11 protein-coding genes and 3 pseudogenes are annotated in these 12,450 nt (G+C 41.2%); 10 read left to right on the top strand and 4 right to left on the bottom strand.

What is annotated here, in order from left to right; translation table 11 throughout:
- Positions 1 to 119 precede the first annotated feature (119 nt).
- On the top strand, positions 120 to 812 hold the full coding sequence (locus tag EIM92_RS02120) for a hypothetical protein (protein WP_125081266.1): 693 nt from the start codon (positions 120 to 122) through the stop codon (positions 810 to 812).
- Positions 813 to 866: 54 nt separating this feature from the next.
- Positions 867 to 1,082 (top strand): hypothetical protein, encoded by a 216-nt coding sequence (locus tag EIM92_RS02115; protein ID WP_125081265.1) that lies wholly within the window; start codon positions 867 to 869, stop codon positions 1,080 to 1,082.
- Positions 1,083 to 1,553: 471 nt separating this feature from the next.
- Here EIM92_RS02115 and EIM92_RS02110 read toward each other — a convergent pair whose 3' ends face one another.
- The gene (locus EIM92_RS02110) at positions 1,554 to 2,747 is read right to left on the bottom strand and encodes a transposase (RefSeq protein WP_125081264.1); all 1,194 of its coding nucleotides are present in this window, start codon (positions 2,745 to 2,747) and stop codon (positions 1,554 to 1,556) included.
- Positions 2,748 to 3,090: 343 nt separating this feature from the next.
- Between EIM92_RS02110 and EIM92_RS02105 the strand changes: the two genes are divergently transcribed.
- Complete coding sequence (locus tag EIM92_RS02105) at positions 3,091 to 3,531, top strand: DUF1569 domain-containing protein (protein ID WP_125081263.1); 441 nt, start codon at positions 3,091 to 3,093, stop codon at positions 3,529 to 3,531.
- Positions 3,532 to 3,719: 188 nt separating this feature from the next.
- Here the strand turns inward: EIM92_RS02105 and EIM92_RS02100 are convergent, their stop codons facing one another.
- The 3 genes and pseudogenes from EIM92_RS02100 to EIM92_RS02090 form a co-directional block, all read right to left on the bottom strand.
- Positions 3,720 to 4,970 (bottom strand): erythromycin esterase family protein, encoded by a 1,251-nt coding sequence (locus tag EIM92_RS02100; RefSeq protein ID WP_125081262.1) that lies wholly within the window; start codon positions 4,968 to 4,970, stop codon positions 3,720 to 3,722.
- An 18-nt stretch (positions 4,971 to 4,988) separates the two neighbouring features.
- Positions 4,989 to 5,555, bottom strand: coding sequence for a DUF2812 domain-containing protein (locus EIM92_RS02095; RefSeq protein WP_125081261.1), 567 nt, complete (start codon positions 5,553 to 5,555; stop codon positions 4,989 to 4,991).
- A pseudogene (locus tag EIM92_RS02090) lies at positions 5,530 to 5,860 on the bottom strand (PadR family transcriptional regulator). Before EIM92_RS02090 ends, EIM92_RS02095 begins: the two are co-directional and overlap by 26 nt.
- A 102-nt stretch (positions 5,861 to 5,962) precedes the next feature.
- Between EIM92_RS02090 and EIM92_RS24055 the strand changes: the two are divergent.
- The 7 genes and pseudogenes from EIM92_RS24055 to EIM92_RS02050 form a co-directional block, all read left to right on the top strand.
- Positions 5,963 to 6,319: pseudogene (locus EIM92_RS24055) on the top strand (extracellular solute-binding protein); the annotation flags it as partial.
- Positions 6,320 to 6,912: 593 nt separating this feature from the next.
- Entirely contained in the window at positions 6,913 to 7,605 is a 693-nt protein-coding gene (locus EIM92_RS02075) for a hypothetical protein (protein WP_125081258.1), read from the top strand.
- An 82-nt stretch (positions 7,606 to 7,687) separates the two neighbouring features.
- Positions 7,688 to 7,999 (top strand): NUDIX hydrolase, encoded by a 312-nt coding sequence (locus EIM92_RS02070; RefSeq protein WP_164515005.1) that lies wholly within the window; start codon positions 7,688 to 7,690, stop codon positions 7,997 to 7,999.
- Positions 8,000 to 8,196: 197 nt separating this feature from the next.
- Positions 8,197 to 8,376: pseudogene (locus EIM92_RS02065) on the top strand (RNA polymerase subunit sigma-24); the annotation flags it as partial.
- A gap of 354 nt (positions 8,377 to 8,730) precedes the next feature.
- On the top strand, positions 8,731 to 9,567 hold the full coding sequence (licT, locus tag EIM92_RS02060; RefSeq protein ID WP_125081256.1) for a BglG family transcription antiterminator LicT: 837 nt from the start codon (positions 8,731 to 8,733) through the stop codon (positions 9,565 to 9,567).
- A gap of 147 nt (positions 9,568 to 9,714) precedes the next feature.
- Positions 9,715 to 11,577: a beta-glucoside-specific PTS transporter subunit IIABC gene (locus EIM92_RS02055; protein WP_125081255.1), complete on the top strand. Its 1,863-nt coding sequence runs from the start codon at positions 9,715 to 9,717 to the stop codon at positions 11,575 to 11,577.
- Between the two features lie 19 nt (positions 11,578 to 11,596).
- Positions 11,597 to 12,361, top strand: coding sequence for a ChbG/HpnK family deacetylase (locus EIM92_RS02050; RefSeq protein WP_125081254.1), 765 nt, complete (start codon positions 11,597 to 11,599; stop codon positions 12,359 to 12,361).
- Positions 12,362 to 12,450: the final 89 nt, after the last annotated feature.

Below are 12,450 nucleotides of genomic sequence, written 5' to 3'. Positions count from 1 at the left end.
TTTTGTGGTTTCCTCTATTTTACAAATGAACTATAATCTTTGATGAAGAAGGTACATGGTTGTAAGAGAATAGTTGTGCCTAAGGGCTTTTTACTAGAGAATTAAAAGTTAAGGAAGTTTTGGATTTTAAAACGAAAATTAATAATATTTACAGTAACCAAAAAATGTTGATTAGTCCGGCAGCTACAACACCTACCACCATTTTGACAAGTATAACTAAAAGCAATTGGTTTTATGATGACAGCTTATTTTATGATTTAGATACATTTGAAGTTGCACGTTCGATTACAGAATATACAATTTACAAGTCTCAAGATGCAGATCCAAATTATGATTATCTTACCGTTGATGCATTTACAACATGGTATCCAGCATATGATAATCGTAATATCATTAATGGTATTCAAGGTACAATTGATAACCAATACAACGGCGATGAGTTAATTAGTTACTATCCTAATACAGGATCTATTGATACTCAACTGCAGAATAATACACAGTATCAAATTGGAATAGGGTACCCGTTTGCAGTAACTGCGAATGTAACATGGTCATCAGGAGCAAAAGTAAAAATGCAGGCGAGAGGTGATCAGGAAACTGAAAGATACTATCAGTTTTTTTACGGAACCGATGGAAGTAGATACAATTGGATTGGAAGCGGTGCTCCAGTAGATACTAGATATACTGCTACTTACAAAAGTGCTGGAACACTTCTAGGACTTTATGTAACCTCAAGTGTACGTCATCAATGGTTTAATGAAAGTACGTCGGAGTGGAAAAATAATACTGAAGTCTTAAGTTACGATTATTAATTATGTGAACTCCTAGCCATACTGGTTAGGAGTTTAATCTCTCAGGAGGTTCAGATGAAACAAGTTTTATTAGGTTCAACTTTATGTCTTTCGGGGGTTGTTCTATATGGTATGAGTCTTATAGCTGCAAGTATTTACACGAAATATGGAGCAATTCACACAAAAGATTTTGGCAATCAGATGCTAGGATCTTTTCCAATTGTACTATCAATTATTCTTTTTATTGCAGGAATAGTGATATCAACAATTGGACTAAGGAAAGATAGTTAATAAAGGTTAAGCCTCTTAGTATATGTTAAAAGAGAGTCAATGTAGACGTTAGAGAAGTCCATTTGCGGTGGTATCCATCGTAGAAAGATTGAGCATCTTGAGTAGAACTTCATCCGTGGGACATGTCCGGTGATAGCTTTCAATCAACTGGTATTTAATGCATAAATAAGTAGGCAGGGGCTATTCGAGCCCCGCCTATTTTAATATCCACTGGCTTCTTATTATCATTGATGTAACCTGCTCTAGCTGTACCATCAGTGTAATCATAAAGGATGACGTTACCATGATTGTAAGGCTCCATAATTATATAAATGGATTACAAATAATTATTTATATATGAGCATTTTGCATAATTCCCTATTTGAGAATTGAATAGCAGAACCTAGACCTAGTTGGTGGTGCATTTTCAGCTAAATCCACTCGGTTTTCAAAAATGGGCAGACCTGCAGAATTTTCTGCGCATTCAAAATTTTAAGCAGCGACTTTTCTGTATTTCTGAGCCATTGCCAGGGCAGAAGCCAGCAATACAATTGCATTTAAATATTGGTGAGTTATGACTTTCTCTATGCCCCAAACATGCATGGCGTCTGCGGTCAAATAGGTTTTCATTCGGGAGTTGCAGCGTTCTACACTCGTTCTTTCTTTGTAAAGTTCTTGCCAACGTTTCGTGTTCCGGTGCGGACTTGAATAACGGCGCAAATCGCTTTTTGTATCAACCTTGAGCACCATTCCATAGTTGGAAGATGAACAGGCTGCCATCCCCAGCGGACAATCCACCTTGCCGGTCGCATGGGGACACCGGAATTTCAGGTGATCGCCATCTACTCCCCAGTATGTCATGGCAAAACCCATGGAGCAGCAAGGTGTACCGTTAGATGTTATACCTGCAGGCGGTTCCTTCTCATTGCGAAGATTCATCGGGATAATCGCTTGCGCTTTGAGCTTCCGTGCCGCTTCATAGTTTTTAAGTTGGTCATACCCAGCATCAAACACAAAGAACTTCACTTTCGCATCGGCAGCCACTTGTTCCATAAGAGCGGGTGCCAGATCACCGTCATTGACATGAGCCGGTGTAACCGAGAGGGCCAGGGGCAGTTCGCTAGCGGTGTCGACAGCAAGATGAAGCTTATAGCCGAACCACTTGACCTTGTTACCAAAGGAGTCAAACTTCGCGCCCCAGTTGGCATTCCCCGTCAGCTCACTTTTGCGCTTCGGCTGTTTCTTCTCGTAGGCATGGATCGCTGCGCTGTCCATCGCCACGTGACTTCCATCGATGATTCCTTCCTGCTTACAGCGTGTGACGAGATCCTCAAACAGACGTTTTGCCAATCCCTTATTCGTTAGCTCAGTGAAAACGCGGCTTAATGTGGCGATTGATGGAGCTTTTCGATCAAGCCTGAGTCCGCATTGGTAACGGAAACGAAGATCCATATCCAGACGACGATGCAAGCCGCTAAATGTATCCATGTTCTCCAGCGGCGCTGCAAGCAATGCGCGAAGAATCCCTTGTCGGCAGTGCCCATCGGCACCTCGGGGTGAATGACTTCTCAATTCTTTAGCATATGGCCGTAAGTCCAGGGCGCTGAAGAAGATAGGCAAACGTTCTTTAAATTCAAGTTTTTGAAGTTCTTCAAAGGAAAATAGACTTTCTTGTAGAATATACATAGTGACTTCTCCCCCTTGGGTTTTCTTGTTTTGTCACTTGAAAACTTCTCCAAGTTGGGGTGAAGTCCTTTTTTTATGTTTGAAAACCTTTGTCTAGCAAGGGCTCAGGTTAATGCAAAATGCTCATATAAATAAAGGTAAAATATAAGTAAGAGTCAAATCTCGCAAACCTAGAAAAGCGACGGGATTCATAAGATCATATGCCTAGCTGAAAGTTACGTGCGTACGTAAGTAGATGCGAGTTATTATTCGAACGCAGCCGCTAAACTAACTGGCAGGCTCGGAGGGAAATTATCTACAATGGAATAGCAATCCCGAAGTCATTAAATTAAAGGAGTTTGTTTTGAAAGATATCTTTAATCAAGCGGACACAATGGAGATCTTGAACCAAATAGACAAATTGAGTCCAAGTTCACGCTCTCAATGGGGTAAGATGGACGTTGCCCAATTGCTAGCTCATTGCTCAGCGTTTAATGACATTGCAATGGGAGAAACCTTTCCCCCAAGAGGTTGGTTAGGCATATTAATTGGAACGTTTGTGAAACCATTTTTCTTCAATGACAAGCCACCTGCCCGCAACATGTCTACAATTATGATTGTAGAAGAAAAAGAATTTGAAACAGAAAAAGTAAAACTAAAACAAAAAAATATAACATCCCAGAACAATGGGCCGGAAAAATGTACGTCTCATCCACATCCCTTTTTTGGAAAACTGACTCCTGAGCAATGGGGAATAGGATTATATAAGCACCTAAACCATCATTTAAATCAGTTTGGTGTTTAGTCATTAACTGAAGTATTAAGGGCTACAAAGATAGCAACCATTGCAAGGCTAAAATATAACAACAAGAGAAAGTAAAAACCCACCCAAAGGTAGGTTTTGTTCCTATGCGACTTAGAAGGGAATAAACCATCCAAGCCAATTGTACTGACCAGTGTTCGCTGCACTTGGTCTTTATTACATCATGGACTTTATTCCATAACCGTCGTCGGTGTTGCCTCTTTTACGATGATCATCCCATCATATGCTTCATTCGGTATCATCTCAAGGGTATATAACTTTTTTGAAGATTTATACCAGGTGCTAAAGTCATCGCCGATGTTCGGCATTCTCTGTTTTTGCGATATAATTTCGGCGAGTTCTTTTGAGTTACTCGCTAGTTCAAAATCAACATAAAAAATATTGCTTTCGATTTCACTAAATGCCTTCACAAAAGGATCACTATTATTAATGGTGTGGTTCTTTCTTTTATTAGTTCCATTGTGATCTGCCTGAAATGTGCTGTTTATAAAGTCAGTTCCAATGGCAAAATAATGATTCCCATACATTTCGTCCAAATAGTCTCCCATGGATTTATAACCAAAGGCGGCGGATGTTTTTTCAATATGTCCGTTATGTGCAGAGACGAATAATTTATCGTGTCCACGTTGTGCTTCAAATTCCACGATCCACTTTACATTTTCCGCCAAGTATTCATCCCGCAGCATCGTATATTGTTTGTCATTCCCCAGAAGGCTTGTACGCTGTCTCATGACGTTAGCATATTGCAGAGCAAACGCGTAGGATTCTGGGGATGTCTGTACTAAATATTCATCTTCATGGGATTGTAAATCCGTGACGATGTCATCGATGATTCCGTTCAGTTCCTCTAGCTGTTCGGCTGTTAAATTACGCATGGTGTCATTAGATACATGTTGTAATTGTGCAGTGTATTTTTTGGCCATTTCCTCATTCACCGTTTCATAAAAAGCCAGCAACCCTTTTTTACTAGCATCATACCGCTGCATATCATTGCCATAAAAATATACTTTGTCATCCTCATTTGCAGCTTCGTTATATTGACGCAGCCATTCTACCAAATCGATCATTTGCTGCGTTTTATAAATGCCGTAGTCAAGAGCAAATACCGCTTCTTTAGCTGTCCCATTTCCATGCAGTATGTAGTCATTAATTTGCTGACCCGCTCCAAAATCACCTTCTAAAACAAAAACTCGCACATTTTCATTTTTAATTAATGCTTCGAACACAGTCTTTTTCAATTCCTGAAATTCCACATTCCCATGTGTGGCTTCTCCTAAGCCGATAATCGTTACATCATTAGGGACATCCATATCTTCCACAGGGGTAGCATATTTCTCGACTTCATCTAACCCGGCAGTACTGCAAGCTGTAATTAGGGTTAGTAAAATACCAGCAGCTAGTAATAATTTAGCAAGTCTCATATGTATCCCACTTTCATTTTAATTTTCTTTGAATGCTGCGTATTGCCGGTAGGCTTTGAAGAAACCCAGACCAAAAGTAAATAATAAAAATAATGGAATTAATCTGAAAAGCACAAATGGGGTTTCAAATAGAAAAGCTAACCAAAATAGTTTGCCCTTCATTTCCCAAAGGCCTTCCGTTAAATAAATACCGTTGTTGTATAAGTAGAAACAGATCACTAAAAGTGTAAGTCCCAGTGATAAGGAATATCTCATTAGCCGTTTATAATAGTGAGATATGGATTGGCGATCAGAGAAAATTTCATTTTGATCTCCGGCTTCTTTTTGCCAATATTGAATGGCTCCGAAGCGTGCCCCCTTTATATGAGACCATCCAAAATCCTCATACATGGTCTTATATTCTATAAACTTCTCTTTCGGTAAAAAGTCTTGATAATCTAGTCGTACGACGTAATCTTTGCTCACTTTTTCAAAGGTGTAGATTCCTGAATTACTGATTTTCGTACAACGATAACCTTGTTGTAATTGATCGTTCAGCCATTTCTCTTCCTCAACAATATTAAAAAACATCTTGAATTTCTTCATCCTCTTCACTCCTTTTCGTACAAAGATAAGATGTGCTTTAATCTTTGCTGCTCTGCCTTTAAAATGGCTAGTCCTTCATCTGTAATTTTGTACACTTTTCTTCTGCCAGTTTGCCCATCTGGTTCAATCCAACCATGTTTGTTTAAATTATCAAGTGCGCCATATAGAGTTCCAGCAGCTAAGATTACGGTGCCATTACTCATTTGCTCAATTTGTTGCATCACGGCATAACCATGAAGAGGTTCTCGCAGCGCTAATAAAATATAATGCATCGTTTCAGACAGTGGTAACAATGGATGTTTCATATTTTCACCTCTTATTCAGTCGAACTATATAGTTGAACTTAATAAGAATATAATACAGTTGAACTGAATAGTAAACCCTATTTTTGTATTTGTTCTAAGGAGTTGGATACGCGTGCTCAAATGGAAGAAAAGATTGCACAAGGACGTTGCTTTGCGATACTGTACCAACGCACGGATTTTGCCGCGTAATTGGGTATGCTGTCCCAGCAAGATTCGAACAAAATTGAAATTTACATCGCGGTTGACGGGCCTGCCAATTCCAGGCTGGATCTGCCTAGCCTGAGCGGTCATTCCATCTCCGGCTGGACCGTCTCGATGATTTCCAAAGATGTAAGGGCAAGGAACGTGCAATTAAATTCCTGACCTACCTGATGAGTGAAGAAGGGCAAAAGGCTTTACCTGGGCGAAAAAGGCGTAAGCTACGATACAATTGACGGTAAGGATCAGTTCTTGCCTGAAGCCTATAAGAAGCAGGAAGAATGAAAACGATTGCACGCAGATGTGAATAAAGGTAAAATATAACTGAAATTGACTATGACATTAGAAGGGAGTGGTTTTGTGTTATTTATTAACTTTAGTTCTGGACTGACTATTCTAGCTATCGTTGCTATCGTTTCTATTTTGACGTCTATTTTCAAAAGGGATCATAAAAAAAGTACAGTACTTAAGGACACAGGAAGTTTAGTACAATCTCTCTCCATCGCGATCGCCGTTGGTTATGGCCTGGTGTTTTTATCGGAGATCGGTAGTGTTCAGGATTTTAGCGGGAAGCTTCATTACAGTCTTGTTCTAATCTTCTACGGAGTTCTTGTTAATTTAATTGCAAATATATCAGCTCGAATCACAAACAAAACGATCTGAATGATAAGAATAATGTAGTTGCAAAAAGCCTCCGTAAGTACCTAAAGGATACATATACTAATGGCAACACGCCCATACTTGTATGGGTGTGTTGAATTTTATAAAGAATTTTGAAAAAGTAGTACATAGATTTTGGATAAGGGATTGTAGGCCTCGTTGATTCATAACTTCTAGAGGAAGAAGGTCATGTTATGACAAGATTCATGATGTTGTTTATCGCAATTGGACTTGTTTTGGTTGGGTGTAGTCAAGATCAAATCAAAGGGAATAACCCAAAAGAGGCTCCTGTAGTTTCAGGAGATAGCAGTGCAGATCGTGCTTTAAATACGGAAGTAGCGCGCAGCGCTGAACAGAAGCTATTACCCGAATATGTGGCTAAAAATGAAAGTGGACTATCTGATCAGGATTTTGAAACGGCTTATGAAATGTGTGTGAAGGCGCTGTCTGACTATTATAAAGCGGTCTGGAATGGCTCGGATATCGAAATGGATACACTCATTGAAAACGATCACCTTAAACAGTATACACAACAAAAAATTCAATCCCAATACGATGTGCATATAAAGCACAATCTTACTGATGATCTGGTTCAGGATATTGAGATTGGTGCTTGGGAAGTGGAGTACAAGGATGATGTGAATGGAGGCTATCTCTATTTCAACTTACCGGTACAAATTAATATGACTGTAGGTGGTTATGGTGAAGTTACTGAGTTTCTCGTGCGTAATGTAAACGGGAAGTTAGTCATTGTTGATTGGTACACGGGTGCAAAAGATAGTTATGATTTCATGGTGCGAGGGGCAAATCTAACGATTAATAACCCCGATATTTGGAACGATAGTGAATGGGTCAAGAAGTTGGATCATATGACAGATGAATTTTAGAGTTGGGCCCATCGTAGTTTGTGAAAAAGGAGTTAGTTATGAAAGACTTAACTGTTTTATCACACAAGAATGGAATGGAAACATGATCGTAGAAGATGAATTCGGAAAAATGTATACCCTTAGCGAGAATAACCAAGCTGTCGTGATGTTAGCGAAACAATCCGATTCTTTTATATTTGTGCAGCAATATAGAAGAACAGTAAATGATTATGTAATTCAACTTCCCGGAGGGATGGTCGAGGCAGGTGAAGATCTGGAAGTAGCCGTTCGCCGGGAGTTTCTGGAGGAGGTTGGCGGTCAATGCGGAGCGATACAATATCTGGGCAGCCTGACTCCAGCTAGTTGGATAAGTAACGTAGTTACACATGTGTTGGTTGTGAGCCACAAATTCTAACGGTTGTGAGCGACGTTATTTTGGCAAAAGTGAGGTTTAACAAATTGTAACGGTTGCCAGCGAGCCTATTTTCGTTTTTTCCTAGGCAGAGGGGCCATTTCGTCCAAATAAGCGCTCATACAACCGTTAAAAAAGAACCTCCCTTTTTTAGGGGAGATTAAGCGCTCATACAACCGTTAGCATAGCCTCTTCCAAACAGGTCGCTAGATCCCTATTCATTGCAGGCTGCGATTACCGCCTGCCATGCCCAGGCGCCGACAGCAGATGAGACGGACTGGCCCCGCATTGCAGCTCTTTATGAAGCGCTTTCGAGAGTGTCGCCCTCGCCGATCGTGGAGCTGAATCGGGCTGTGGTCATCGTGATGGCATTCGGGCCGAAGCTGCCAGCTGGAATGTTCGCTGGTCCACCTGAGAGAAGAACTGTAAAGCTGAAAAAGGGAAATACCGTGGATTCATCCCTCTTGGTTTCCTTGGTGGCTCAGGCATCTAGCGAACTATAGATGAATGATTCCTTGCCGGTGGGTTATCTATCATGACAAACTAAAAAAACGGTTGAATTGAATGTACAACCGTGCTATGCTGAGTATAAGTAACTTTACAACATCATTTTATATGAATTGGGATTGTGACTGTTCGGCAGGCGATACCTAAATTGATTCAGTGGCATAGCTGCTGTCTCAGTTTAGGTTTTTTTTATTGGTAAAGATTGTAGCGATAAGAAGGTGATGGAGATGAAGATCAAGAAGATTTTTAACAACAACGTCATATTGCTTGTCGATGACAATGGTGATGAAATGATTGTGATGGGAAAAGGAATTGGATACAACAAGCATAATAGCTCCACGGTTGATTTCTCCCAAGTGGACAAGAGGTTTGTGCTAGAGAAGGGTGTATCTGATAAACTGATTGGTCTGGTAAGTGAGATCCCGACAGAGCATTTGGAATTATCGAATGAAATTATAGAGTACGCAGAGCAGCAATTATCCGTTAAATTTAGCGACAATATTTATATTACATTAACTGACCATATAAGCTTTGCGTTAACGAGGTTCCCTGAGGGATTGTTCGTGAAAAATGCGCTGCTGTGGGAGATCAAACAGTTCTATAAGGCAGAATTTGAAGTCGCCTTAAAATCACTGGATATTATTGAGACTAAAATGGGAGTTCGGCTCCCAGAAGATGAGGCGGGCTCCATCGCTCTGCATTTCGTTAATGCCCAGCAAAAAGGGCAGGACATGAAGCAGACGTATACGATGACGAAAATTGTAAACGATTTATCCAATATTGTGAAATATCATTTTGGAATTAAAATTGACGAAAGCTCGATTAATTACAGCCGATTTCTAACCCATCTGAGGTATTTTGCGTATCGGGTTCTGCATGATGAATTGATTCCAGACGAGAGTGATTCATTATTTGAGCATGTTAGGGACAAATATCCAGAATCATATGCTTGTGCCAAGAAGATGATCCATTATTTTGAGAACAATTATTCCAAGAAGTTGACAAATGAAGAGCTGGTTTATTTTATCATTCACATTCATAGAGTAACCAGCCGTGAAAACTGAATATGATCCGGGGATTGTGACTGTTCGGCAGGCGAAACCTGAACTGATGCTATTTTGTTGGCGATTAAAGTCAATGAGATAGCCTCAGTTCAGGTTTTTATTTTCTCAAAATAGCAATCTGAAATGAATTAATTAGGAGGTTATGATATGAATCATTCACAATTGGCAAAGGATATTACAGAGCTTGTTGGCGGAAAACAAAATATTCAGAGCTTGACCCACTGCGCCACAAGATTACGGTTTGTTCTGAAGAACAACAGTATGGCGGACAAAAAGACGCTGGAGCAAACTTCGGGTGTGTTAAAGGTTGTTGAAAGTGGAGGACAATTTCAGGTCGTTATCGGTAATGATGTATCCGAGGTGTATAAACATATTCACGGAAAAGAAGGATTTTCCGAATCAGAAGAAGAGGTTGTGAAAGAGAAGAAGGGCTTCTGGTCCTCTATTTTTGGACTCATTTCGGGTAGTCTCACACCGCTCATCCCGGTATTTGCCGGTGCCGGTCTGGTCAAAGCACTGCTTATCGTACTGGAGAGATTAGGCTGGATCGCCACAGATAGCGGTACCTATGCAATTTTGTCGGCGGCGGGCAACTCTATCTTTTTCTTCCTTCCTATTCTGTTAGGGGTTACGATTGCTCGCGTCTTGAATGTCAACTCTTATGTAGCTGCTGCTATTGGGGCAGCGCTGCTTGAACCGAATTTTACAGCCTTGTTAGCGAATGGAAATTCAACTCACTTTATGGGGATTTCAGTTCCTTTAGTGGATTATGCATCATCTGTGTTCCCTATGTTTATCGCCGTAAGTATTTATTCGGTACTTGAGAAAGCACTAAAAAAAATCATTCACAAAAACCTGCAGTTGTTCGCCGTACCGTTCTTGTCACTCGTTATTATGGTTCCGTTAACAGCGATGTTGATCGGGCCATTCGCTCAATACGCCGGCCAGGGGGTCGGAGATGCGGTCAATTTCCTAATTAACAGCAGCCCGATCCTTGCGGGAATCGTTCTTGGCGGATCATGGTCTTTCCTAGTTCTGTTCGGCCTGCACTGGGCAACCGTGCCGATTATTATAAACAACCTTAGTGCGGGGGGAGACTACATTACCCCACTAGCAGGCATGTCTATTGCTGCTTCTATGGGTATAGCATTGGGAGTCTTCTTGAAGACAAAAAATAAAGATTTAAAAGCGTTAAGTGGTTCGTCGTTTCTATCCGCGATCTTGTCAGGTGTAACTGAACCGATCTTGTACGGTATCGTTCTGCGCTACCGGAAAACGATTATTTATATGGTTATTGCCGGTGCTATTGGTGGAGCTGTCGTAGGGGCCCTAGGCGTTAAGCTGATCGTATTTAACTTCTTCTTGAATGTATTTACGATGCCTGCACAAAGCCCGATGATATACTACATTATTGGTGTCCTGGTTTCCATTATTGCCGGAGCAACCTGTGTAGTTCTGTTTGGACATGAGTCGAAGAAAGACGTACCTCCCACCAAAGGAACAGATCATGGCGTGTCTGAAGCAACCAAAGCTTCTGAGGTTTTGGAAGCGGGCTCGGAGAGCCTCGTTGTAAGTCCGCTTGCTGGTACCGCTATTCCTTTGAATGAGGTTGATGATGTTGTCTTCTCTTCAGAATCTATGGGTAAAGGGATTGCGATTATTCCGTCACAAGGTGTCCTGGTATCCCCGGTGAACGGCACCGTAGCGGTGACGATGAAAAGCGAACATGCGATAGCAGTGAGATCGGATGATGGAGTGGAAATTTTAATGCACATTGGAGTAGATACCGTTAAGTTGAAGGGGAATCATTTCTCCCAGAAGGTAAAGGAAGGCGATCGAGTCAAGCGGGGCGATGTTCTGATTGAGTTTGACATGGACCAAATCAAAGGCGAGGGTTTCCAGCTGACCACTCCTATTGTCGTGACGAATATGGATTCGTTCAAAGATGTTGTTTCTCAGGTTCAGGGAACCGTAGAGCCACTCCAGCATCTGTTCATCGTTAAAAAATAAATATAGGAGACGAAAAATCATGAGGCTGATCATAAATGCTGACGACTATGGAATGACGGAGAACATCAGTAAGGGGATCCTGCAGGGGATGAGGGAAGGCACCATTACAGATACTTCAGCGCTCACCAATTCGGTGCATTTTGAGAAAAGTGCTGAATTAGCCCAAAAAGCAGGAATTACGGAGATGGGCGTTCATTTAAATCTGACGTTTGGAAAGCCTATATTGGACGCTGCTCAAGTGAGAAGTATTGTTGATGGTGACGGTAATTTTTATAGAAAACCGGGTCTCATTCCTTCCTCTTACAATGCCTTGGAAGTGAAGCTTGAGCTTACAGCACAAATTGAAAAATTCCTCGCCACTGGACTGACCCTGAATCACTTGGATACGCATCATGGTTTTAGCATCAAGGATGCGCAAATGATGGGCATTGTTATTGAGCTGGCGAAAGAATATAACGTGCCTATGCGGAGGGATGATCAGTTATCTCCTGAACTGCAAGGGAGTATACCGGGAGCGGGTGTAAAAGGAACCGATGTGCTGTGCGGTGATATGTCTGCATCATTTGTGAGCGAGGCGTGGCTAAGATCCGTACTGGAGAAATACAAGGATACGAACTATACCGTTGAAATTGCTGGGCATCCCGGGTATAGCGATGAAGAGCTGCGGAATATTTCTTCGCTATGTGATGAACGAGAGCAGGATCTGGCACTGTTTATGAATAAAGATTTGCAGCAATATATCAGGCAGCAGGGGATCGAACTGATCCGTTATAGTCAGCTATGAATCTTGCTGTAAGGGTACATTGAATAATTCATCATTTTACTCTTGCGGGACACTTCATGCAGCGGTTTGCTGCTGTATGAAGTGTCCTT

The organism is Paenibacillus lentus (assembly GCF_003931855.1).
Taxonomy (GTDB): Bacteria; Bacillota; Bacilli; order Paenibacillales; family Paenibacillaceae; genus Fontibacillus; species Fontibacillus lentus.
Note: the sequence above shows the minus strand (reverse complement) of the source record. Positions and strands in the feature narration are given on the sequence as shown.

Coding starts and splice junctions, on each gene's coding strand:
- EIM92_RS02115 (WP_125081265.1), top strand. CDS start 867: ATGAAACAAGTTTTATTAGGTTCAACTTTATGTCTTTCGGGGGTTGTT.
- EIM92_RS02110 (WP_125081264.1), bottom strand. CDS start 2,747: ATGTATATTCTACAAGAAAGTCTATTTTCCTTTGAAGAACTTCAAAAA.
- EIM92_RS02100 (WP_125081262.1), bottom strand. CDS start 4,970: ATGAGACTTGCTAAATTATTACTAGCTGCTGGTATTTTACTAACCCTA.
- EIM92_RS02095 (WP_125081261.1), bottom strand. CDS start 5,555: ATGAAGAAATTCAAGATGTTTTTTAATATTGTTGAGGAAGAGAAATGG.
- EIM92_RS02075 (WP_125081258.1), top strand. CDS start 6,913: ATGACAAGATTCATGATGTTGTTTATCGCAATTGGACTTGTTTTGGTT.
- EIM92_RS02070 (WP_164515005.1), top strand. CDS start 7,688: ATGATCGTAGAAGATGAATTCGGAAAAATGTATACCCTTAGCGAGAAT.
- licT (WP_125081256.1), top strand. CDS start 8,731: ATGAAGATCAAGAAGATTTTTAACAACAACGTCATATTGCTTGTCGAT.
- EIM92_RS02055 (WP_125081255.1), top strand. CDS start 9,715: ATGAATCATTCACAATTGGCAAAGGATATTACAGAGCTTGTTGGCGGA.
- EIM92_RS02050 (WP_125081254.1), top strand. CDS start 11,597: ATGAGGCTGATCATAAATGCTGACGACTATGGAATGACGGAGAACATC.